Source organism: Brevibacterium luteolum (assembly GCF_025147615.1).
Lineage (GTDB): Bacteria > Actinomycetota > Actinomycetes > Actinomycetales > Brevibacteriaceae > Brevibacterium > Brevibacterium luteolum.
Genome location: NZ_JALXPM010000003.1, coordinates 43,394 through 65,899 on the forward strand (window position 1 = coordinate 43,394; position 22,506 = coordinate 65,899).

18 protein-coding genes are annotated in these 22,506 nt (G+C 67.0%); 12 read left to right on the forward strand and 6 right to left on the reverse strand.

Annotated elements, in window-relative coordinates; genetic code table 11:
* Window positions 1-105 precede the first annotated feature (105 nt).
* Together M3C25_RS01380 and M3C25_RS01385 are read right to left on the reverse strand one after the other, a co-directional pair.
* On the reverse strand, window positions 106-1,515 hold the full coding sequence (locus M3C25_RS01380) for an aspartate aminotransferase family protein (RefSeq protein ID WP_259854652.1): 1,410 nt from the start codon (window positions 1,513-1,515) through the stop codon (window positions 106-108).
* Between the two features lie 44 nt (window positions 1,516-1,559).
* Window positions 1,560-3,053 (reverse strand): CoA-acylating methylmalonate-semialdehyde dehydrogenase, encoded by a 1,494-nt coding sequence (locus tag M3C25_RS01385; protein WP_259854653.1) that lies wholly within the window; start codon window positions 3,051-3,053, stop codon window positions 1,560-1,562.
* Between the two features lie 199 nt (window positions 3,054-3,252).
* Here M3C25_RS01385 and M3C25_RS01390 point away from each other — a divergent pair, with 199 nt between their 5' ends.
* From M3C25_RS01390 to M3C25_RS01415, 6 genes are all read left to right on the forward strand, one after another.
* Window positions 3,253-4,860, forward strand: coding sequence for a PucR family transcriptional regulator ligand-binding domain-containing protein (locus M3C25_RS01390; RefSeq protein ID WP_259854654.1), 1,608 nt, complete (start codon window positions 3,253-3,255; stop codon window positions 4,858-4,860).
* 212 nt (window positions 4,861-5,072) lie between these two features.
* Window positions 5,073-6,233, forward strand: a complete 1,161-nt coding sequence (locus M3C25_RS01395; RefSeq protein WP_219722614.1) for an RNA-guided endonuclease InsQ/TnpB family protein — start codon at window positions 5,073-5,075, stop codon at window positions 6,231-6,233.
* Between the two features lie 207 nt (window positions 6,234-6,440).
* Window positions 6,441-7,226: an IclR family transcriptional regulator gene (locus M3C25_RS01400; RefSeq protein ID WP_259854655.1), complete on the forward strand. Its 786-nt coding sequence runs from the start codon at window positions 6,441-6,443 to the stop codon at window positions 7,224-7,226.
* Window positions 7,227-7,392: 166 nt separating this feature from the next.
* Window positions 7,393-8,589, forward strand: coding sequence for a cytochrome P450 (locus tag M3C25_RS01405; RefSeq protein WP_259854660.1), 1,197 nt, complete (start codon window positions 7,393-7,395; stop codon window positions 8,587-8,589).
* A 132-nt stretch (window positions 8,590-8,721) separates the two neighbouring features.
* Window positions 8,722-10,464: an HAL/PAL/TAL family ammonia-lyase gene (locus tag M3C25_RS01410; RefSeq protein ID WP_259854661.1), complete on the forward strand. Its 1,743-nt coding sequence runs from the start codon at window positions 8,722-8,724 to the stop codon at window positions 10,462-10,464.
* Between the two features lie 186 nt (window positions 10,465-10,650).
* Window positions 10,651-11,796, forward strand: coding sequence for an MFS transporter (locus M3C25_RS01415; protein ID WP_259854662.1), 1,146 nt, complete (start codon window positions 10,651-10,653; stop codon window positions 11,794-11,796).
* Window positions 11,797-11,798: 2 nt separating this feature from the next.
* On the opposite strand, the gene M3C25_RS01420 is transcribed toward M3C25_RS01415, so the two are convergent.
* On the reverse strand, window positions 11,799-12,998 hold the full coding sequence (locus M3C25_RS01420; RefSeq protein ID WP_259854663.1) for a PDR/VanB family oxidoreductase: 1,200 nt from the start codon (window positions 12,996-12,998) through the stop codon (window positions 11,799-11,801).
* Window positions 12,999-13,177: 179 nt separating this feature from the next.
* Between M3C25_RS01420 and M3C25_RS01425 the strand changes: the two genes are divergently transcribed.
* Window positions 13,178-14,233 (forward strand): nitronate monooxygenase, encoded by a 1,056-nt coding sequence (locus M3C25_RS01425; protein WP_259854664.1) that lies wholly within the window; start codon window positions 13,178-13,180, stop codon window positions 14,231-14,233.
* A gap of 3 nt (window positions 14,234-14,236) precedes the next feature.
* Here M3C25_RS01425 and M3C25_RS01430 read toward each other — a convergent pair whose 3' ends face one another.
* Window positions 14,237-16,129: a gamma-glutamyltransferase family protein gene (locus tag M3C25_RS01430; RefSeq protein WP_375545085.1), complete on the reverse strand. Its 1,893-nt coding sequence runs from the start codon at window positions 16,127-16,129 to the stop codon at window positions 14,237-14,239.
* A gap of 162 nt (window positions 16,130-16,291) precedes the next feature.
* Between M3C25_RS01430 and nrdI the strand changes: the two genes are divergently transcribed.
* The 5 genes from nrdI to M3C25_RS01455 all read left to right on the forward strand — a co-directional run bounded on the left by nrdI (window position 16,292) and on the right by M3C25_RS01455 (window position 19,685).
* The gene (nrdI, locus tag M3C25_RS01435) at window positions 16,292-16,771 is read left to right on the forward strand and encodes a class Ib ribonucleoside-diphosphate reductase assembly flavoprotein NrdI (RefSeq protein ID WP_102162214.1); all 480 of its coding nucleotides are present in this window, start codon (window positions 16,292-16,294) and stop codon (window positions 16,769-16,771) included.
* 29 nt (window positions 16,772-16,800) lie between these two features.
* On the forward strand, window positions 16,801-17,853 hold the full coding sequence (gene nrdF, locus M3C25_RS01440) for a class 1b ribonucleoside-diphosphate reductase subunit beta (RefSeq protein WP_170274901.1): 1,053 nt from the start codon (window positions 16,801-16,803) through the stop codon (window positions 17,851-17,853).
* Window positions 17,854-17,982: 129 nt separating this feature from the next.
* Complete coding sequence (locus M3C25_RS01445) at window positions 17,983-18,165, forward strand: hypothetical protein (RefSeq protein WP_259854665.1); 183 nt, start codon at window positions 17,983-17,985, stop codon at window positions 18,163-18,165.
* Window positions 18,165-18,791 (forward strand): Fic family protein, encoded by a 627-nt coding sequence (locus M3C25_RS01450; protein WP_259854666.1) that lies wholly within the window; start codon window positions 18,165-18,167, stop codon window positions 18,789-18,791. Before M3C25_RS01445 ends, M3C25_RS01450 begins: the two co-directional genes overlap by 1 nt.
* A 159-nt stretch (window positions 18,792-18,950) precedes the next feature.
* Entirely contained in the window at window positions 18,951-19,685 is a 735-nt protein-coding gene (locus M3C25_RS01455) for an HdeD family acid-resistance protein (RefSeq protein WP_259854667.1), read from the forward strand.
* Window positions 19,686-19,815: 130 nt separating this feature from the next.
* On the opposite strand, the gene M3C25_RS01460 is transcribed toward M3C25_RS01455, so the two are convergent.
* A complete protein-coding gene (locus M3C25_RS01460; protein ID WP_259854668.1) occupies window positions 19,816-21,336 on the reverse strand; it encodes a sodium:solute symporter family protein in 1,521 nt (506 codons plus the stop codon).
* 29 nt (window positions 21,337-21,365) lie between these two features.
* Window positions 21,366-22,505 (reverse strand): acyl-CoA dehydrogenase family protein, encoded by a 1,140-nt coding sequence (locus M3C25_RS01465; RefSeq protein WP_259854669.1) that lies wholly within the window; start codon window positions 22,503-22,505, stop codon window positions 21,366-21,368.
* Between the last annotated feature and the right edge of the window lies 1 nt (window position 22,506).

Here is a 22,506-nt window from a genome sequence, read left to right on the forward strand (position 1 = left end):
GCTCTCACGCACCCGTGCACCGTCACCGGCCAGCGGCTTGAGACTGCGGCCATCGACTCATGTCTATCGCTCATATCCCAGTCACGCACAGACTGCCGCGGGATCTCAATGAACCCGCTCGACGTATTCGTCTGCGATGTCGAGCGCCCGGTCGATGACGTTCAGACCCTCGAGCACCTCGTCATCGGGGGTGTTGAGCGGTGGAACGACGTGGATGCGGTTGAAGTTGGTGAACGGCAGGACACCGTTCTTCTTGATCTCTGCGGTCACGCGGTCCATCGCCTCCGATGAGCCGCCGTAGGCGGCCAGCGGTTCACGCGTCTCGGCGTTTGCCACCAGTTCGATGGCCCAGAAGCAGCCCATGCCGCGCACTTCGCCGACGGACGGGTGGTTGGACTCGATCTTCTCCAGGTACGGTCCGATGACTTCTGCTCCGAGCCGCTTGGCGTTCTCCACCATCGCTTCGTCGCGCATGGCGTTGATGGTGGCGACCGCTGCTGCTGTGGCCAGCGGGTGTCCGGAGTAGGTGAGCCCACCTGGGTATGCGCGCTCAGCGAATGTCTGGCGGATCTCGTCGGAGATGATGACGCCGCCGAGGGGTACGTAACCTGAGTTCACGCCCTTGGCGAAGGTGATGAGATCGGGTGTCACGCCCCAGTGGTCGATGGCGAACCACTCACCGGCGCGGCCGAATCCGGCCATCACCTCGTCGGCGATGTACATGATCCCGTACTTGCGGCTCAGCTCGCGGACGCCTGCGAGGTACCCGGGTGGCGGTGCGTAGATGCCGGCGGTGCCGGGAATCGACTCGAGCATGACGGCCGCGATGTTCTGGGGTCCCTCGAGCACGATCATGTCTTCGAGGTGGCGCAGGGCCCGCTCGGTCTCTTCGGCCTCGTCGGCTGAGCCGAAGTACGACCGGTACGTGTAGGCCGGCATGAAGTGCACGACGCCTGCACCAGGGGTGTCGTTGGCGAAGCGGCGCGGGTCGCCGGTGAGGTTGACCGCCAGTGTCGTGCCGCCGTGGAAGCTGCGGTAGGCGGTGAGCACCTTCTGACGGCCGGTGTGCAGGCGGGCCATGCGCACAGCATGCTCGTTCGCGTCAGCACCGCCGTTGGTGAAGAACACGCTGTTGAGCCCCTCGGGCGCCAATTCGCTGATGAGCCGGGCGGCCTCGGAGCGGGCATCGTTCGCGTGCGAGGGTGCGATCGTGCACAGGCGGGCGGCCTGCTCCTGGATCGCCTTGACGACCGTCGGGTGCTGGTGGCCGATGTTGGTGTTGACCAGCTGCGAGGAGAAGTCGATGTACTCGTTGCCATCAGCGTCCCACAGCCGAGATCCCTGGGCGGCTGCGACTGGCATCGGGTCGATCTTGTCCTGGGCGGACCACGAATGGAAGACGTGCTTGCGGTCGAGTTCCTTGCCGCGCCGGGCCCGGTCCAGATCGTCCTGGGTGTACGGACGGCTTCCGGCCTCCTGCGTCTGTTCGCTCGCGGCGAGGTTCTGATCTGTCATGGTTCTCTCCTTTGAAGCTGCTGGCTGGGTGTCCGGCGTGGTGGTCAGCCGTTGGTCGGGAATCCCAGGTTGATGCCGAGCTGGCTGGGGTCCTGCCAGCGCTTGGTGATGACCTTGCCGCGGGTGAAGAAGTGCACGCCCTCAGCTCCGTGTGCGTGGGTGTCGCCGAACAGGGAACTCTTCCAGCCGCCGAAGCTGTAGTAGGCCATCGGCACTGGGATCGGCACATTCACGCCGACCATTCCGACCTGGACCTCATTCTCGAATCGGCGGGCCGCCCCGCCGTTGTTGGTGAAGATGGCGGTGCCGTTGCCGTACTTGTTGTCGTTGATGAGGGCCAGGCCCTCGTCGTAGGACTTCACGCGCACGACGCTGAGGACGGGCCCGAAGATCTCGTCCTGGTAGATCGACATGTCCGGTGAGACGTTGTCGAACAGGGTCGGGTTGAGGAAGGCATCGGCGGAGTCGGCGTCGACGTCGCCTTCGCGCCCGTCGACGACGAGGGTTGCTCCAGCCTCCACACCGGCGTCGATGTAGCCGGCGACCTTATTGCGGTGCTCGACGGTGACCAGCGGGCCCATATCAGTGCCGCGGGTGCCGTCGCCGACCTTCAGGGAGCGGGTTCGCTCGGCGATCTTGGAGACCAGCTCATCGGCGATGTCCTCGACTGCCACCACGACCGAGATCGCCATGCACCGTTCGCCGGCTGCGCCGTACCCGGCGTTGACGGCGGCGTCGGCGGTGATGTCGAGGTCAGCATCGGGCAGCACGAGCATGTGGTTCTTCGCGCCGCCGAGCGCCTGCACGCGCTTGCCGTGGGAGGTCGCAGTCTCGTAGACGTACTTGGCGATCGGAGTCGAACCGACGAACGACACGGACGCTACGCGCTCATCGCTGAGGAGCGTGTCGACCGATTTCTTGCCGCCGTGCACGACGTTGAAGACGCCGTCGGGCAGCCCTGCCTCCTTCCACAGTTCGGCCATCCAGTTCGCAGCCGAGGGATCCTTCTCCGAGGGCTTGAGGACGACGGTGTTGCCGGCGGCGATGGCCACGGGGAAGAACCACATCGGCACCATGGCGGGGAAGTTGAACGGCGAGATGATCGCAGACACGCCGACCGGCTGGCGCACCGAGTGCACATCGACGGCAGCCGAGGCGTTCTCCGTGTGGCCGCCTTTGAGCAGGTGCGGCATGCCGCAGGCGAACTCGACGACCTCCTGGCCGCGGCTGATCTCACCGAGCGCGTCGGCGAGCACCTTGCCCTGTTCGGCGGTGATGATCTCAGCGAGCTCCTCCTTGCGCGCGTTGAGCAGCTCCCGGAAGGCGAACAGCACTGCGGTTCGCTTCGACAGCGAGGTGTCCCGCCACGCAGGGAACGCGTCACTGGCGGCGGCGATCGCCTGCTGCGTCCGCTCGGTGTCAGCCAGGGGCACGCGGCCTGAGACGACGCCCGTTGCCGGGTTGACGATGTCAGCGGTGCGCACGCTGTCGCCTTCGGTCACCGCGCTGCCGTTGATCCAATGTGCCAGAGTCTCCATCGAAACCTCTCCCTGATGTGAAGATGCGGGGTGCTGCGAACCGACGACACCGGCGTGATCGACCCCACAATGCCCGAGGCCAGTATCACGCGCACGGCCGCCGCGCACACTGGACGGCCTGTCAACCTGGCATACGGAATCATGACAGACTGTAAACTGAGGGCATGCGCGCTCATCCGTCCTGTCAGCAGAGCCTGAGGTGAGCCCGCAGATCGGGACGGGCCGGGAGGGCGTCACCGTCCGCACGGTGCTCTCGGTGCCAGAGCTTGAGCAGACGCAGCTGACCGTCCTCTCCGGTGAGAACCGGCTTGACGCGGCAGTGCGATGGGTCCACATCGCTGAGACCGAGGACGTCGCCTCCCTGCTGGAAGGCGGGGAGTTCCTGCTGTCGAGCGGACCGGCGTTCCGGCTCAACGTCGATCGCACGCGCGCGTTCCTCCTGCGTCTGGAGAAAGCCGGCGCCGCGGCGTTCGCAGTCGAGATCGTCACGGAGGACGATGAACCGGACGCGTCGTCCCTCGAGGTGCTGCGCGCAGCGAGTGTCGGCCTCCAGATCCCCGTCATCGCGCTGACAGAATGGGTCCGGTTCGCCCGCATCACCCAGGCAGCCCACCGCCTGCTCATCGCCGAACATCTGGAGTGGATCGAACGCACGCGGGAAGTGCATGAGGTGTTCACCGAGCTCAGCATCGGCGGGGCGGACGAGGCGAAGATCGTCGAGACGACCAGCGACCTGCTCAACACCCCGGTCGTCCTCGAAGACGCCGCCCATCGCATCCTGAGTTTCGAACTGTGTGACATGACCGAGGACGAGCTCTTCGACGAGTGGCCGCTGCACAGCGGCCGGGCGGTGCCCGTCGGGATGAAGCAGAACCGGTGGGGCAGGCTCGCCGCCCCTTTCGCAGACCCGACCGACCGCTACGCCGCCGAGGTGCTCGAGCGCGCCGGTCAGGCCATCACCCTCGTGCGGATGGCGACCCAGCATCAGCGGGACCTGCTGCTCAACGCCACCGACCGCTTCCTCGGCGAGCTTTCGACACACACGCAGATGACAGACCAGGTCGCTGCGCTGCGATCGCAGCGATACGGAATGAGCCGATCGGCGGCATACACCGCTGTGGCACTGCACACGGCCGACGTTTCGGATGCCGCTGGAGTCGATCTCTCCGACTACCAACTCGAAGAGCGCCGCGTTCGAAGCGAGCTCATCGCCGTCAGCCGAAGCCTGGGCCTCTCCGCTCTGACCGGTACATGGCGCTACGGCACCGTCGTCGCCCTGGTGGGTTTCCCCACCGACGCAGTGGATGCGCCTTTCACCGAACTCAGCCGTACGCTGGCAGTCAATCTGAACCGGTCGATCACGATCGGAGCGGGCCCACCACGCGACGGAGTCCTCGCCGCGGGCAGGGATCTGGAGACAGCGGTCGAGACTGCCCGGATCGCCGCAGGGATGTCGGTGCGCGAGCGGCCCTTCTACCGGTTCGCCGATCTGCGGCTCAATGGCCTCATCGCCGGCCTGGCCGATGATGCGCGGATGCGCGTCTTCGCCGAAAGCGAGCTGGCACCGCTGCTCGGCACCGGCGCAGAGGCGTCTTCGGCGCCTGACCATGCGGCGCTCGACTTCCTCCAGACCTATGTGCTGGCTGCTGGGAATAAGACTGAAGTGGCAACCAAGCTGGGCATCAGCCGCCCGGTCGTCTATGACCGCGCTCGGCGCCTGGAGAAGCGACTCGGCGTCTCACTCGAAGATGCCGAATCCCGCGCTGCGCTGCTGATGGCGCTGCTGTGGTGGCGCTCACAGAACTAGGGAGCAACTCCCCCGGTAGCGCGTCCTCCGCATGCGGTAACCGTCTTGCCTCAAGCGAGATTCCCAGGCGCTCCGCTGAGCCCACCGGCACCCCGGACGGAAAGCCTCCCGGACTCCGGTATAGCCACCAGTGGCAGCTGATGCAGGGAAGGATCGGAACAATTTCCAGCAAAACTCTTGACTATTAGAACATATCACCGAATAATAGATTCATGAAGATGGTGAAGCGAGCGTACAAATTCCGCTTCTACCCGAGTCCTAAGCAGGCGCAACTGCTCAATCAGACTTTCGGGTGCGTGCGCCTCGTCTTCAATCTGGCTCTACAAGCGCGGACAGCGGCATGGGAGTCAAACCGATGCAATCTGAGCTATGCGGATACTTCTGCGATGTTGACTCAATGGAAGCGGAGCAGAGAGCTTGCGTTCCTCAACGAGGTTTCCTCGGTGCCTCTCCAACAGTCGCTGCGTCATCTTGATTCCGGCTTCAAGCGATTCTGGAAGAGGCAAAGCGCCTACCCTCGATTCAAGTCCAAGCGCAGGTCGAAAGCGAGTGCCGAGTTCACCGCCTCAGCGTTCCGCTGGAATGACAAGCAGCTTCGACTGGCGAAAATGGCTGAGCCTTTGGACATTGTGTGGTCTCGCTCGCTGCCAGCCAACGCCGTTCCGTCGACGGTGACAGTGTCGCGTGATCGAGCTGATCGTTGGTTCGTATCGATCTTGGTAGAGGAGACACTCGCAGAGCCACCAGCCGCTAAGAGCAATGCAGTCGGTATAGACCTAGGCTTAGAATCTCTAGCGGTACTGTCAACCGGAGAGAAGATTGACAATCCTCGCCATGAACGCAGAGATCGAACTCGCCTGATCCGGGCCCAAAGACGCCTAGCGCGCAAGCAAAAGGGGTCAGCCAACTTTTCCAAGGCAAGAGTAAAGGTCGCGCGCATTTACGCTGCGATTGCTGATCGCCGTCGAGACCATTTGCACAAGCTCACCACTCGACTCGTCCGCGAGAACCAAACGGTCGTGATCGAAAACCTGTCAATTCAACAGCTGAGGGCCAAGGGAGGGAGACGGAAGACGGGCTTGAACCGCGCAATGTCAGATGCGTCATGGGGAGCGTTGCGATCCATGCTGGAATACAAGTCTCGATGGCATGACAGGAATTTAATTGTCATCGATCCGTGGTTCCCATCGACGCAGTTGTGCTCCCAGTGCGGTGCAGTTACTGGTCCTAAGAGTCTTGATGTGAGGGCGTGGACGTGTGCCTGCGGCACACACCACGACCGCGACGTCAACGCCGCAACGAACATACTGGCTGCGGGGCTCGCAGTCACCGTCTGTGGAGATGGAAGAAGACTTGTTCGCGGTCACGCGTGAACGAGCATCCGCCTGTGAAGCAGAAAGATCCGGATAGCGATATCCGGAAGCCGGCAGTGATGACCGGAGGATGCCAAGTGGTACGACTGGATGGCCGGCACCTTCCTGATCAATCGTGGTGCTGAAACCGCGAAGCATAGTGGGTGCGTTCACCGCCGGTGACACAGTATGGAGCGCTGGCGACTGCCGCTGGCGTACCCTGAATCTATGAACTCGACAGACAGCTCAGCCGGAGATTCCCGCGCCTCCGAGCCCGGTGCGGACTCTGCGCTCGTGCGTGGGCTGCGGGTGCTCACCCACGTTGCCGAAGGCGGAGAGGTCAGTGCCCAGGATGTCTCCGCAGAGCTCGGCTTGCCGCTGTCGACGACGTACCGCTACCTCAAAATGCTCACCGACTTCGACCTCATCGAAAAGCAGCACGGCCGATTCGTGCCCGGTTGGCGGCTCTCGGCCTGGTCCGGCCAGGACATCACCCGCACCCGGCTCGTCGAAGTCGGCCACTCCTTCCTGCAGGGTCTGACGAACCGCACCGGCAAGGTCTCGGTGCTCACCGTGCGCGCCGGGCACAATGCCGTGTGTCTGCGACAGGTCTCCCCTAGCGCCGATACTGGTATCTCGTTTCGCATCAACCAGGTGCTGCCGATCTACCGCGGCGCCGGCCAGCGCGTGCTGCTCGCCTACGCGCCGCCTGCTGTCATTGAAGGCGCACTGCGGGCTGTCAGCGCTGATGCCGCCGATGATCACGCGCTCGCCCGCCGTCAGCACCTCATTGCCGACCTCAAGGACATCCGCGCCCGCGGGGTCGCTGTCTCCCACGGCGAGCTCATCGACAGCGCCATCGCCGTGGCCGCACCCGTTCGCGTCGGCGGGGAGGTCATCTGCTCGCTGGCCGTGGCCGGACGCGCCGACCGGGTGCCGGCGAACCTCGTGAAGTCGCTGACGCCGGTCCTCACCTCGGCAGCCGAAGAACTCGGTGCCGAACTCTCCGCGTAATCCGCACCTCGCCTGCTCCCCCACCCAGCCGACTGCCTTCCCAGCCCATGAGATTCGCACGGGCGCCACACCTCGGTGACGGCTACCGTGAGGGCAGACACACCCGGCGGCACACGGCAGCCTGCCGCCGGCTGCCGCCCGACCGCACTCACTCCCGGAGGTTCCGATGACGGCCCTCACCACGACCACGCTGGCCGATGACCCCTACTCACCCGAGGTGCTGCGCGACCCATACCCGTTCCTTACCCGCCTGCGCGAGGCCGGGCCGGCAGCCTGGCTGGAGAAGCACCAGGTCCACGCCTTCGGCCGCGACGCCGAGGTGCGCGAGATCCTTGAGGACTGGGAGACCTACACCTCCGGAGCCGGGGTGGGGATCGTCAACATCCACCACAACCCGCCGCTGCGCAAGCCGGGCATCCTCGAAGTCGATCCGCCCATCCACACGCGCATGCGCGAGGCCATGACCGGGGTCATCAATCCCCGCAGGCTGCGCCCGCTGCGCAAGGGCTTCGCCACCTACGCCAAGACCGTGCTCGACGATGTGCTCACCGGAGACTGCGCCTTCGACGCCGCCGAGGTGGCCGAACGGTTCGTGCTGCGGGTCTTCGGCGACGCGGTCGGCATCCCACGCGAGGGCCGGGCGGAGAACCTGCCGGTCCAGGGAGCTGCGAACTTCGCGACCTTCGGCCCGCAGAACGACGTGGCCCGGGCCCATATCGAAGCCGCGGAGGGCACATATGACTGGGTGCTGGAGAACTGCGCTCGCGAGGTGCTCAACACCTCGGGAATGGGCGCCCAAATCTGGGAGTTCGCCGACGCCGGCACGATCGATGCTGATGAGGCCACACTGCTGGTGCGCGCGATGCTCTCAGCCGGGCTCGACACGACGATCTTCGCAATCACCAACACCCTCAATGCGCTGGCCCAACACCCTGACCAGTACGCCCGCGTCCACGCCGACCCAAGCCTGGCGAAGTACGCGATCGACGAGGCGTTCAGGTGGGACTCGCCTTTCCAGTCCTTCTACCGCACCACAAGCCGGGACACGACGATCGGCGGAGTCGACCTGCCGGCCGAGACGAAGGTCCTCGTCTTCCCCGGCTCGGCCAATCGCGATGAGTCGAAGTGGGGTCCTGATGCACATGAGTTCCGTATCGACCGGGATGCCAGCGGGCACCTGACCTTCGGCATGGGCATCCACCAGTGCGTCGGCCAGCCGATCTCGCGGATGGAGATGGATGCGTTCTTCTCCGCCTTCTGCGCCCGGGTCACTCACCTCGAACCGACCGCCGAGCCCGAGCCGCTCATCCACACCACCCTGCGCTCCTACACCTCGGTGCCGCTGAAAGCGACACCTGCCTAAGCCGCACGGCCACCGCGGCGCCAGGCCCTCTGGGCACTGCGACCCCAGGCCCGCTGGGCACCGTCACCACCGCCGCCCGCAACGCCGGCGCACCACGCCATCTGACCGTCCGATCAGCGAGGAGACCCGCATATGACCGCACGCCCGAACTCGAATCTGCACCACGCCACCGCTCCGCTGCCCGGCCAGCCGGCCGCGGCCGAGGAGTTCGACGGCCCGGTGCTCACCCTCGGCGAATCCGATCTGAGCCTGGCCGAGATGGTCGACGTCGCCCGGCACCGCCGCCGCATCACCCTCGCCCCGGCCGCTCAGGAGGCCTGCCGGGAGTCACGGGCCTGGCTCGATGACGTCATCGACCGGATGAAGGCCGGTGAGGACGTCGAGGCGATCTACTCGGTCAACACCGGTTTCGGCTCCCTGGCCGGCCGGCAGGCGTTCCCCAGTGCCGCCGATGCCGCTGAGCTCTCCCGCCGGCTCATCCTCGCCGACGCCTCGGGCATCGGCCGGCTCGTCGACGAAGAGGTCGTGCGGGCCACGATGCTCATCCGCATCCAGTCGCTCATCGCCGGCCATTCGGCGATCTCCTGGCCGCTCGTCGAGGGGCTCGTCGCGATGCTGAATCACGACGTGTGGCCAGCGGTGCCCGAATACGGTTCGCTCGGCGCTTCCGGAGACCTCATCCCGCTGGCCCACATCGCCCTCGTTCTCACCGGCCCGCCGACCGGGGAGGACAAGCCCGAGGATTCCGGTGAGGCAGTGCTTGACGGGCAGATCGTGCCCGGCACCGAGGCGATGGCGGCAGCGGGCATCGACCGGGTGCCGGTCGGCGCCAAGGACGGCCTCGCACTGCTGAATGGCACGTCGTTCTCTCTTGCTCAGACCGCGCTCGCGGCCTGGGATGCGACGACCCTGCTGGAGACCGCGCAGGTGACCGCGTCGATGACGATCGAGGCGCTGCTGGGCTTCGGTGATGCGTTCATCGACGAGCTGCACACCGTGCGCAGGCAGCCCGGCCAGATCGCCGTCGCCGCCCGGATGCGGGAGCTCATGGCCGACTCGCAGCTCATCACCGGCAGCCGGGCTGCCGACCCGGACCGGCAGCCGCCGCAGGATGCGTACTCGCTGCGCTGTGTGCCGCAGGTGTTCGGCCCGGTCGCCGACACGCTCGAGTTCACCATCGGGATCATCGAACGCGAACTCAACGCTGCAACCGACAACCCGCTCGTCTTCCCGCAGCTGCCGCGCCCACTCAAGGCCGTCTCCGGCGGGAACTTCCACGCCGAATACGTCGCCTTCGCCGCCGACTTTCTCTCGATCGCGGTCACCGAGGTCGGCAACATCACCGAACGGCGGATCTTCCGCCTCGACGACGGAACGCTGAACCGCGGCCTGCCCGACATGCTCGTCGACTCCGCGCAGGTCGGCATGGACTGCGGGTTCATGCTGCCGCAGTATCTGGCCGCCGCCCTCGTCTCCGACTGCAAGACCCTTGCCCATCCGGATGCCGTCGATTCGATCCCGACATCTGCGAACCAAGAGGACCACGTCTCGATGGCCAACAACGCCGGGCGTCACCTGCGCCAGATCGTGGCCAATATCGAGGCCGTCGTCGGCATCGAACTCCTCATGGCCGTCCAGGCCCTCGAGCTGCGCGTAGCCGCCGGGCGCCCCGACGGCCGGCCCGTGACCCGCGAGGAGATCTCGTCTGCCGGCCGGCGCGTCATCGACATGCTGCGCTCGACGACCGACACGCAGGGCCGCACGATCGCTCACCTGACCCAGGACGTCGTGCTCTACCCGCAGGTCCGCACCGCCACTGCCCTCGTCAAGGACGGGGCTGTCGTACGCGCCGCCGATGCTCAGGCGGCGCGCTGAGACCTGCGCTGAGCCCGGCATTCAGTCTCGGGCTGTCTCCTGCCAGCAGCGGGGAGCGGAATCCTCAGCTGCCGGCCTGGTGACCGGATACGATGGACTGTCGCCTATCGCGCTGCGCACACCAGTCGCACGACGCGCACCGGCGCACCAGACCTCACCGCTGAGAGAAGGAGCGCGCTGCCTGCAATGACCGCCCAGAGCACGCCGTTTCGCACCAGCCGGGGCCTTGATGCGCTCGCGCTGGTCTGCCTCGTGCTCATCGCCGCGAGTCTGCGCCCAGCGGCCACGTCGCTGGGCCCAGTGCTGGCCGAGGTCACCGACGCCTTCAGCCTGACGGCCTGGCAGTCCGGGCTGCTCACTGCCTTCCCCGGCCTTGTCTTCGCCGCCTGCGGACTCATCGCCCGCGCCCTGTCGCACACCTGGCCGGGCTTCGCGACGCTGACGGTGCTCGCGCTCATCGGCATGGCGCTGGGCAACGTCGTCCTCCTCGTCTACGTCAAGGCCCGCTTCCCGGCCCGCGGCCAGCTCGCCGCGACCGTCTTCACCGTCTCGCTCGGTCTCGGCGCCACCCTGCCCTCGCTGTTGACCGCCCCGCTGACCGTCCAGGCCGGCACATGGCGGGTGGGCCTGGGCTTCTGGGCGGCCATCCCCGTCACTGCTCTGCTCGCCTGGCTCGTGCTGCGGGCTGCCGGCTCGGTGCCGCGCCTGGCTGGCCCTCCCGCTTTCGAGGCGGGCGGCACCCGCGTGCGCAAACGCATCGTGGCCTCGACGAAGGCCCGCTGGATGGCGCTGTTCTTCGGCTTCCAGTCCGTCAACGCCTATGTGCAGTTCGGGTGGCTGCCCCAGATCTACCGCGACGGCGGCCTCGATCCTGTCACCGCCGGGATCATGATCGGCATCGTCGCCTTCTCCGGCATCCCCGGCGGGTTCCTCGCCCCGCAGATCATCGTGCGCGACTTCTACCCGCGCACCTTCATCATCAGCTTCGCGGCCGCCTCGACCGCCGGCTACACCGGCCTGCTCATTAGCCCCGCTGCCGCACCGGTGCTGTGGGCGGTGCTGCTGGCCTACGGCGGCTTCGCCTTCCCGGCCGTGCTCGCCCTCATCACGCGGCGCACGACCGATGTCGCCGTCACCGCCTCGACCTCGGCATTCGTCCAGTCCGGCGGCTACATCCTCGCGGCCGTCTGCCCGATGATCGTCGGTGCGCTGCTCGGCCTGACCGGCGGCTGGACGGTCCCGATCGTGTTCATGATCGGCATCAGCGTGCTCATGGGGCTGACCGGTGCACTGGCGGCGGCGCCGGGCAGCGTCGATGAGGAGCTCATCTGACCTCAGATGTCGAGGACGAGCCGGTCGGTCTGGGCACGCGAGACGCAGATCATCATCGTCTCCTGCGCCTCCTTCTCCTCATCGCTGAGGACATGATCACGGTGATCGGCCCGCCCCTGCAGGATCGTCGTCTCACACGTCCCGCACGTGCCCTTCTGACATGAGCTCAGCGTCCGCACCCCGGCAGCACCGAGGGCTGCGAGGATCGACTGGCCGCGGGCTACCTGCACTTCATCGCCGCTGGTGGTTTCGACGGTGAAGGCGGTGTCCGCACCCGAGGCGCCGGCCGCCTCGGCCTGACCAATGCCGGTGGCCTCGGCTGCCGGTGGGGCGTCGTCGTCGAAGTCCTCGAAGATCACCTCGATGCCCTCGGCCTCCATCCCGGCGGCGAGCGCACGCATGAGCGGAACCGGGCCACAGGTATAGATGACCGGGCCGCACGTGGAGACGACGGGACTGCCGCAGGTGCCCTCCGCCTCGGTCGCGGTCCCGCCGGTGCCCTCCGCCTCGGGCGCGGTCCCGCCGGAAGGATGCGGACCGGCGGTGGCGAACCAGTCGCGGGCCAGGGCAACGACATCGGGCCGGCCGGTCTCTGCGGTGATGCGCACATCGACGCGCTCGGAGCCGTGGGAGTCGATGAGGTCGTCGGCGAAGGCCATGAGTTCGTTGCGGCGGCCGACGTAGATGAGGTGCCAGTCGAGGCCGGCGTTCTCGGCGTCGTGGATCATCGCGGAGATCGGGGTGATGCCGATTCCGCCGGCGACGAAGAGCATCGGTGAGCGGCGCTGGTAGCCGAAGGTGTCGCGCGGGCCGCGGATGAGCAGGCTGGTGCAGTCGGTGAGGTGCTCGTGCAGCCAGTGGGAGCCGCCGCGGCCGGTCGGCTCGTTGAGGATCGCGACCCGCCAGCCGTCGCTGCCATCGGGTTTCGAGCACAGCGAGTAGTGGCGGATCGCCGGGCCGTCGGGCAGCGGGATCGCGACTTCGAGGTGCGCGCCGGGGGTGAACGCCGGGTCAGCGCCCAGCGGCGGGGCAAAGGTGATGGACAGGATGTCGCGGGCGACGGTCGTCAGTGATTCGATGCGGGCGGGCCTGAAGCCCTGCCGGATGAGCATGTCGATGTCCGGTCCGTCGAAGCTCGTGATCGACGGGCTGCCGGCCACCGGCTGCGCTGGCTCGGTGCTGGTGTCTGCGAGTGCTCTCACGCCTGTCCCTCCTGCCGGCCGGTGGTCGCGGCGGCATCTGTGATCTGCCTCTCGGTGCTGTACATTCTCAGCGATCCGCGCCCGCGGAGGCGACGCCGGTTCCCGAGCGCTGAGAAACTCCCGCCCACCCGCATCCGAGCCCCGTTCCCTGGCGCCGATCGCGCTGTTACCGTGGCGGCATGACCACACCCGATGCCGCCCGCCCAGCTGTCACCGCGCTGCTGTCCACCGACCGTCCGCTCGTCGGCGCCCCGATGGCCGGCGGTGCCACCACACCCCGGTTGGCGGCGACGATCGCTGCCGCAGGCGGGTTCCCGTTCCTGGCCGGCGGCTACCTCACCGCCGCAGCGCTGAGGGCGCAGATCGACGAGTTCCGCCAGCTGGCTGGTGATGTGGCTTTCGGCGTCAACCTCTTCGTGCCCGGGCAGGCTGCCGTTGATGAGACTGCGTTTGCCGCCTATGCCGACCGGCTCGCCCCGCTGGCCGATGCGCTCGACGCGCCGATCGACGCCCGCCCGGTGATGGACGATGACCATTTCGAGGAGAAGCTCCAGGCGCTGCTGGCCGACCCGGTTCCGGTGGTCTCGCTGACGTTCGGGATCCCCGCGCCCGAGGCGGTTGCGCGTCTGCATGCGGTCGGCACCTGCGTGCTCGCCACGGTGACGAACGCCTCTGAAGCCGAGGCGGCGGCCGGGATCGGCTGCGATGGTCTCGTCGTGCAGGGCAGCCGGGCCGGCGGGCATGCCGGCACACATGATCCGCTGCAGGCGGTGGCCGAGGTTGAGACCGCTGACCTGGTGCGCGAGGTGCGTGAGCGGGTGGATCTGCCGGTCATCGCCGCTGGTGGTGTCGACGGCCCCGAGGCGGTGGCCGCCCTGCTCGAGGCCGGTGCCCTGGCCGTGCAGGTCGGCACGCTGCTGCTGCGCACGCACGAGGCAGGCACCTCGGCGGTGCACCGGCAGGCACTCGCCGACCCCCGTTTCACCCAGACCGCACTGACCCGGGCGTTCACCGGGCGGCTGGCCCGCAGTCTGCGCAACCGGTTCATCGACGACTACGCAACCACTGCCCCGGCTGCCTATCCGCAGGTCCATCACCTGACCAAACCCATCCGCACCGCGGCGGCGAAGGCCGGCCAGCCCGACTGGGTGCACCTGTGGGCTGGGACCGGCTGGCAGTCGACGCGCGAGGAGCCGGCCGCTGAGACGCTCGCCCGGCTGACACCGCCGCGCTGAGGGTCACCGTCCGGCGGCGTATCCCTGCATGCCGCGTGAGTTCGCGGCCGCCTGCATGACCCCGGTCTCGGGGTCGTAGGTGACGCAGGAGAGCCGACCGAGTGACCAGTCCCCTGCCCGGGAGACGTCGTGGCCGCGGGCGATGAGCCCGGCGATGACCTCATCGCCGAGCCGGTCCTCAACCACAACGCCGCCGGGAGTCCAGGTGCGCGGCCAGAACGAGCCCGGCAGCGCGGTCGTGTGGAACGCCGGTGCGTCAATCGCCTGCTGCGGGGTGTAGCCGCCGACGAGCATCCGCAGGATCGCCAGCAGCTGCCACTGATCCTGCTGATCCCCGCCCGGCGTGCCGATGGCGATCACCGGTGTGCCGCCGCGGCTGATGAGCGTTGGGGTCAGCGTCGTGCGCGGGCGCTTGCCGGCGGCCAGCCGGGAGGGGGAGTCCTCATCGAGCCACATCATCTGCAGGCGGGTGCCGAGGCAGAACCCGAGGGCCGGGATGAGCGGGGAGGACTGCAGCCAGCCGCCGGACGGGGTGGCGGAGATGATGTTGCCCCACCGATCGATGACATCGAGATGGCAGGTGTCGCCGCGCACCGCACGCGGGGTGGCGTTCGTCTGCATCGTCGGCTCACCGGCACCGCCTGCCGAACCGGCCGAGGCTCCCGCATCGGCACCGACCGCCTGGGCCGGCAGCTCGAACTCATCGCCGGTCACCAGCGGCGGCACGAAACCAGGCTCGCCCTCGTCGCGGAGCCCAGGGCGGAAGTCGAGGGAGGCCCACTCGCTGATGAGCTCGCGCCGGCTGGCCGCATACTCCTCACTCAGCAGAGTCTCCAGATCGACCTCACCGTGACCGTAGTGGGTGTCGCGGTCGGCGAGCGCGAGCTTGAGAGCTTCGAGGATCGTGTGCGCGCCGCGCTCGGTCGACGGGTCGAGGTCCTCGTCATCGAAGCCGTCGAGGATCCGCAGGGTCTGCAGCAGCACCGGTCCCTGCCCCCACGGGCCGGTCTTGGCGATCGTGTGGCCGCGGAACTCGATCGACACCGGCTCCTCGTACCCGGCTGAGAACCCTGCCGTGTCCTCGACGGTGAGCACCCCGGCGTGCATGGTGCCGCTTGAGTGCATGTGGGGTGCGCGGATGAACGCGGCGGCTTCTTCGGCGACGAAGCCCTCGCGCCACTCCCGCCTGACCGCCTCGATCCGGGCGACCCGCACGTCGCGATCAGCCCCACCGTCCCCGGCAGCCCCGCTATCCCCAGCCGGCCCGGCCTCATCGCCAGCCGCCAGCAGCCGCCTGAGCGTGCCCGCATACCCGGGCATCCTCACAAGATCACCGGGCTCGGGCACCTGACCGCCGGGCAGCCATTGCGCGGCTGAACTGGGCCAGTGCGCCCGGAACGTCTCAGCTGCCGCAGCGACCGCAGCACAGGTGCCGGCGTGGATCGGGTGGCCGTTCTCGGCGTAGCCGATCGCGTATGCGAGGACATCGGCGATGTCCCAGCTGCCGTGATCGCTCAGCAGCACCAGCCACGCATCGACCGCACCCGGTACGGCCGCAGCCAGCGCTCCGGCACCAGGGACCATGTCGAGGCCCTCGGCACGGAAGTGCTCGATCGTCGCCCCGGCCGGGGCTGGGCCCTGACCCATGAGCACCTGCGGCACCGGCGCCTCGGCGGTGGCGAACAGGCCGGTCATATCCCCGCCGGGGCCGTTGAGGTGGGGTTCGACGACGTGGAGGACGAACCCGGCCGCGACCGCTGCATCGAAGGCGTTGCCGCCGCGTTCGAGGACCGCCTGCGCGGTCTGGGTGGCCAGCCAGTGGGTCGAGGCACTCATGCCGAAGGTGCCCTGCAGCGTGGGGCGGGTGGTGGGATCCGGCGGTGGGGTGAACGTCACGGCAGCTCCTTCGCATCGGCTGCCTTCAGCCTACCGGTCACGCAGCCGCACCGCGCCCGAGGCGCTGGCCACCTGAGGAGACGGTGAGCGGACCGCCCCTTCTGTGCTATGTTCGTGGACACGAACTTCATTCTTCGCTATCACTAACTGCAGGAGGTTGCGGTGTCTCGCCTCGTGTACTTCTCCTCGGTGTCGAACAACACCGCCCGCTTCGCCGAGCGCCTCGATGAGGCCGGTGTGCGGATCCCGCTGCGCCCGCGTATCGAACCGATGATCAGCATCGACGAGCCGTATGTGCTCATGCTGCCGACCTACGGCGGCGGGGCCGTGCGCACCGCAGTGCCCAAGCAGGTGCTCGCCTTCCTCTCACACGACCGGGCGCACCGGGAGCTCGTACGCGGGATCATCTCGGCTGGCAACACGAACTTCGGCACCGCCTACTGCCTTGCCGGCCGGGTGCTGTCTGCAAAGCTCGCCGTCCCGGAGCTGTACCGCTTCGAACTGCTCGGCACCCCCGAGGACACCCGCAAGGTCAACGCCGGGCTCGCCCGGTTCTGGACGACCGGGCAGGCCGAGGAGATCGCGCTCACCCGTGAAGCCCATATCGCCGCCCGCACACGCCAGCGCACCCTGGCCGGCTGAACCACCCTGTTGAGAAGGAGCATCCCCGCATGACACCGAACACCCAGACCACCGCAGCCACCAGCACGCAGGCGCGCACCGCCTCGGGCACGGAGGCTGTGTCCCCGCCCGGCTACCGGAAGGATCCGGCCGCCCGGCTGCGGCCGATCAACTGGAATCGGGTGACCGATGAGAAGGACCTGGAGGTGTGGCAGCGGCTGACGGCGAATTTCTGGCTGCCGGAGAAGGTGCCGCTGTCGAACGATCTGCCGGCCTGGCATCAGCTGACCGAGACCGAGCAGACGCTGACGATGCGCGTGTTCACCGGCCTGACGATGCTCGATACGCTCCAGGCGACCGTCGGGGAGATCGTGCAGATCGCTGATGCGCGCACCGAGCATGAGGAGGCGGTGTACACGAACATCGCGTTCATGCAGTCGGTGCATGCGCGGTCGTATTCGTCGGTGTTCTCAACCCTGACCTCGACGCCGGAGATCGATGCCGCCTACCGGTGGGCGATCGGCAACGATGTGCTGCAGGCCAGGTGCAAGGCGGTGCTCGTGCACTACTACGGGGAGGATCCGCTCAAGCGCAAGGTCGCCTCGACGCTGCTGTCCTCGCTGCTGCTCTACGCCGGGTTCTATCTGCCGCTGTGGTTCTCGTGCCGGGCGAAGCTGACGAACACCGCGGACATGATCCGGCTGATCCTGCGGGACAAGGCCGTGCACGGCTACTACTCCGGGTACAAGTACCAGCGCGGGCGCGAGGCTGCTTCGCCTCAGCGGCGTGAGGAGATGGATGCGTTCACCTTCGCGCTGCTCGATGAGCTCTACGCATTGGAGCTGACGTACTCCGGTGAGCTCTACGAGCCGCTGGGGCTGATGGACGATGTGGCCCGGTTCGTGCGCTACAACGCGAACAAGGCCCTCATGAACCTCGGCTACCAGCCGAAGTTCTCGCCTGCGGAAACAACGGTGAATCCCGAGGTGCTCGCCGCGCTGTCACCGGAGGCCAGTGAGAACCACGACTTCTTCTCCGGCTCCGGGTCGTCCTACATCATCGGTGAGACCGCCGAGACACTCGATGAGGACTGGGATTTCTGACGACCGGCCGGGGGCCGGGTGGTCGTGGCTCCGACACCTGGTCCCAGCCACCTGCTGGTTCAGCGTTTCTCGACAGCCTTCCAACCGAGCAACCCGCCGCACAGATAGACGGTGCCGGTAGAATATGAGGTGACCGAACATGAGGAGGTGGGAACGGTGACAAACAAGATCATGACCAAGAAGGCCATCAAGCGGTTCGCGGTGCAGTCAACTCGAGAGTCGGCGAAGCTCGAAAGCCGCGTCGTTCCGGCCACGCATGTGCGTTCGGAGCGCGTCAAGCGTTTTGTCGCTCAACGCCACCAGCGCTCCTGATGGTTTTCGACCCGGGATATGGCGAAACACCGATTTCGCACGAGGAGTTTCGTGCCCTGTTGGAGCCTGCCCGTGAAGTGCTCGATGAGCCGATCAGCAAGGCGCAAGTCTACGATCTCGAGCAAGCCGTACAGGAAGCTGTCACTGAGGAACTCCTGACGGACGTACTCGAGGGAAAGCTGACAGTTGACGAGCTGGTCAGCGACAGTTTCGTTCGGGAGTTGCATCGACGCCTGTACGGAGACATCTGGGCGTGGGCGGGCACATTTCGACGGCACGAGCTCAACATAGGCGTTGCCCCAGAGCTGATCTCCACCGAGCTGCGCTCCTCGCTCAGCACATTTCTCTATCGCTGGAACGAAACAGAGGACTGGACAGCGCGCGAGTTTGGCCTGTTGGTCCATGCTGAGACCGTCCGCATCCACCCGTTCACAGACGGAAACGGACGCTCGACACGACTCCTCGCGGATCTCGTCTTCGTCGCAATCCAGGACCGGAAGAATCCTCAGCGGTATTCCTGGGATTTCGACAAACGCAGATACATCGACCTGCTCCGACAGTATGACCTCCACCGCGACCCACGCCCGCTTGCCACCTTCATCGAGGTTCATCCCCTTTCCGAGTGATCTCGGAGCGCCTTGCCGCAGAACCGGTCGACCATCTTGCCCGCTCTCAGTCCCGCGGCACCCCGCCTTCTAGGGAATACCCGCCTGGCCAGCGACGTTGCCCAGGCAGGAGAACCGCCGGCCGCATCCAGCTCCGCGGCCTGAGAACAGGAGCCGCTCATGACCAGCCCCTTCGCTGACAGCCACAGCAACCCGCTGGCCGCCCTGCAGCGCCGCGCCCGCAACGGGCTCGTCATCCAGGGTGTGCTCGCCCTGCTCATCGGCGTCATCATGGTCATCTGGCCGGGTGCCAGCCTGCAGGTCTTTGCCTGGCTCATGGCCGCTTGGCTCATCGTCAACGGCATCCTCGGTCTCGGCGCCTGGCTGCGCGGACGCACCACCGGCGGCCGCGGCGGCGGTGCGATGGCGTTTGCCGGAATCCTCTCCCTCATCCTCGGCATCATCGTCCTGCTCCTGCCGGAGACCGCCGTCTTCGCGATCGTCCTCTTCATCGCCTTCTGGGCGCTCGTGCTCGGGCTCATGCAGATCTTCGGCGCACTCGCCTTCCGCCGCATGGGCGCGCGCAGCTGGTGGGTCATGCTCATCAGCGGCATCGCAGGCCTCGCCATCGGCCTCGTGCTCATCATCAACCCCGCCGCCGGCGCGGTCTCTCTGCTGTGGCTCATCGCCGCATTCCTCATGCTCGCCGGCGTCATCGCGATCGTCCTCGGCCTGCGCATCGGCCGCGCCACCCTGCCGACTCCCCCGGCCGGGTTCGGCCCGGCAGGCTTCGGTCCAGCAGGCTTCGGCCGCAGCGGAGGCTACGGTGCCAGCGGCCCAGTCGTGCAGTCCGAAACCGTTGACCCCGATGACGAGGATCGCGAGGACCCCGGCACCCCGCCTCAGCTGAGGTGACCCACCCCGGCTCCGGTGACCGGAGCCTCCGGCACGGTCAGCGCGAACGCCGCCGCAGAAAGATTCCTGCGGCGGCGTTCGCCATCTCAGCTCCTCGTGTGCTGGGCGGCGCAGCGTCCAGCGGTCCGGCTCAGCTGGTGCGGCCGTTGCGGGAGTTGCGCGCAGCCTCAGCGGCAGCGTACTCGCGCACGATCTGCTCAGCGGACTCGTCGGTGCCCTTGCGCGACTGGTGCATGAAGCGCTCGGTGCGCTCAACGTCCGGCTTCGACATCAGCGACACAGCCACATAGAAGATGAGGCTCAAGCCCAGGCCGATGAAGATCCGGGTCGGTCCGTCATTGGGCCAGAAGTACGGCAGGGGCAGACCGAGCTCGACGAGGAACCCGTAGATCGTGAAGCTCGACCCGGCGATGATGCCGGCCACCGCGCCCTTCTGCGTCGCCCGGCGCCAGAACATGCCCATGATCATCGGGAAGAACATGCCGGCTGCCAGGATCTCGCTGGCCAGGCCGAGGAGGATGAGCGCCTCCGGCAGCTGGATGGCGATGAGGAAGCCGAGCACCGAGGCGATGAGGGTGCCGATCATTCCCACGCGCACCTTCTGCTTGTCAGAGACCCGGTTGCGTTTGATCTTCGTGTACAGCTCGGTCATGTACAGCGAAGACAGGTTGAGCGTCGTACAGATCGTCGACATGATCGCTGCGGCGATGCCGATGAAGACGAGCACACCGAAGATCGGCCAGAAGCGCTCACCGGCGAGGGTGGCAACGACGCCGTTCTCCGGAACTTCGGGGAACACGCCGATCGAGGCGATGCCGGCGGCGACGACGAGGAAGTACAGCGGAATGAAGTACGACAGCGCGAAGCCGGCGGTCCTGCGCGCGTCACGCGGGGTGCGCCCGGCCTGCATGCGCTGCCAGGCCGCACCCTCGATGAGGAAGGCCAGCGCGAAGCTGACGACGAAGGCGATGTTCGGGGTGAAGCCGGCGAACAGGTTGAAGTAGTCATCAGGCCGTTCGGTCGTCGCACGCTCCATGACCGGTTCGAAGCCGCCGGAGAGGATGAGCGCGCCGACGAGCGTGATGAGCAGGCCGAGCAGCAGCAGCCCGAACTGGATCGTCTCGGTGAGCACGACGGCACGGAAGCCGCCGATGGTGGCGTAGAAGATCGCGACGACGATGCCGATGAGCACGGCGAGGACGAAGTTGATGCCGAAGAACGCGGCGAAGAACTTGCCCAGTGCGACCATCTGGGAGGCACCCCAGACGACCATATAGATGCCCATGACAAGCGAGAGCAGAGTGCCGGTCAGCCGCCCGTAGCGCATGTTCATGACGCCGTCCTGGCTCAGCACACCGATGCGGCGGATGATGGGGCCGATGAAGATGAGGGCGACGACTGCGATGACCGTCGGGCCGCCGAGCACCCACCAGGATCCCATGCCCTGCGAATTGGCTTCATCGATGGAGATGAGCGCGGAGTTGCCGCCGTACCAGGAGGCGGCAAACGCCATGGCGAGCATCCAGGCGGGCATGGTCCGCCCGCCGAGGAAGTAGTCCGTGCCGGAGTCGGCACGCCGACGGTAGAACGACAAGGCGATGAGCACGCCGAAATAGACGAGCAGTGCGAGGACGAACCAGATCGGATTCATCAATTGTTCCTTTCAGAGCCGGTGCCCGGCTACTTTGCCAGGGCCCGGGAGATGATCGTGCGCTGGATCTCGGAGGAGCCCTCGTAGATCCGGTAGATGCGCACGTCGCGCGCATAGCGCTCAAGCGGGAAGTCACGGGTGAACCCGTAGCCTCCGTGGATCTGCAGCGCTTCATCGGTGATGAAGCCGGCAGCTTCGCTGGCGACGAGCTTCGCAGTGGCCGATTCCAGGGTGAAGTCCTCCCCGGAATCGCGCACCGCTGCGGCCTCCATCGTCAGCAGCCAGGCAGCACGGTACTTGGCATGCATATCGGCGAGCTTGAAGGCGATGCCCTGCAGCCGGTTGATCGGCTTGCCGCCGATCTTGCGCTCCTTGGCCCAGCCGATTGCGGCGTCGAGTGCCGCACGGCTGATGCCCAGGCTCATCGCGGCGACTTCGATGCGGCCGCGGTCGAGCACCCGCATCGCCGTGGCGAATCCCTGTCCTTCCTCGCCGAGGAGGGCCTCGGCGGGCAATTCTGCGTCGATGACGAATTCGTAGATCGGGCTGCCGCGCAGGCCCATCGTCTTCTCCGGCGGGTTGAAGCTGATCGCCTCGCCGAGTTCAGCCGGCTTGACTAGGAAGGCGGAGATGCCGCGGTGGGCGGCCTCCGGGTCGGTGATGGCGAAGACGACGATGAAGTCGGCGAAGCCAGCGTTGGTGATGAAGTGCTTGGTTCCCTTGAGGTGCCAGCCGGTTTCGGTGCGCACGGCACGGGTCGACATCTCCGCGGGGTTGGAGCCGGCGCCGGGCTCGGTCAGTCCGAAGGCGCCGATGAGCTTGCCTTCGGCCGCAACGGGCAGGATCTCCTCGCGCTGGGCTTCGGTGCCGCCGAGCAACACGGCATCGGTGGCGAGGTACTGGGCGGTGATGATCGAGGCGGTCGATCCGCAGCCCTCGGCGACGGCGGCGACCATGTGGCTCATCGCCACCGAGCCGACACCGGGCCCGCCGTACTCTTCGGGCAGGTTGAGACCGAGCACCCCGACCTCGCCGAGGGTGGCGATGACGTCATCTGAGACCCGCTCATTCGCATCAGCCTCGGCGGCCTGCGGGGCGAGCACGTCGCGCGAGACGGCACGTACAGCGTCGATGAGCTCCTGTTCATCAGCGGTGGGTTCGAGGTTCATC

Excerpts from the sequence above, each read along its gene's own strand:
- M3C25_RS01380 (WP_259854652.1), bottom strand. The coding sequence starts at position 1,515 with ATGACAGATCAGAACCTCGCCGCGAGCGAACAGACGCAGGAGGCCGGA.
- M3C25_RS01385 (WP_259854653.1), bottom strand. The coding sequence starts at position 3,053 with ATGGAGACTCTGGCACATTGGATCAACGGCAGCGCGGTGACCGAAGGC.
- M3C25_RS01395 (WP_219722614.1), top strand. The coding sequence starts at position 5,073 with ATGAAGATGGTGAAGCGAGCGTACAAATTCCGCTTCTACCCGAGTCCT.
- M3C25_RS01400 (WP_259854655.1), top strand. The coding sequence starts at position 6,441 with ATGAACTCGACAGACAGCTCAGCCGGAGATTCCCGCGCCTCCGAGCCC.
- M3C25_RS01405 (WP_259854660.1), top strand. The coding sequence starts at position 7,393 with ATGACGGCCCTCACCACGACCACGCTGGCCGATGACCCCTACTCACCC.
- M3C25_RS01410 (WP_259854661.1), top strand. The coding sequence starts at position 8,722 with ATGACCGCACGCCCGAACTCGAATCTGCACCACGCCACCGCTCCGCTG.
- M3C25_RS01415 (WP_259854662.1), top strand. The coding sequence starts at position 10,651 with ATGACCGCCCAGAGCACGCCGTTTCGCACCAGCCGGGGCCTTGATGCG.
- M3C25_RS01425 (WP_259854664.1), top strand. The coding sequence starts at position 13,178 with ATGACCACACCCGATGCCGCCCGCCCAGCTGTCACCGCGCTGCTGTCC.
- nrdF (WP_170274901.1), top strand. The coding sequence starts at position 16,801 with ATGACACCGAACACCCAGACCACCGCAGCCACCAGCACGCAGGCGCGC.
- M3C25_RS01450 (WP_259854666.1), top strand. The coding sequence starts at position 18,165 with ATGGTTTTCGACCCGGGATATGGCGAAACACCGATTTCGCACGAGGAG.
- M3C25_RS01455 (WP_259854667.1), top strand. The coding sequence starts at position 18,951 with ATGACCAGCCCCTTCGCTGACAGCCACAGCAACCCGCTGGCCGCCCTG.
- M3C25_RS01460 (WP_259854668.1), bottom strand. The coding sequence starts at position 21,336 with ATGAATCCGATCTGGTTCGTCCTCGCACTGCTCGTCTATTTCGGCGTG.
- M3C25_RS01465 (WP_259854669.1), bottom strand. The coding sequence starts at position 22,505 with ATGAACCTCGAACCCACCGCTGATGAACAGGAGCTCATCGACGCTGTA.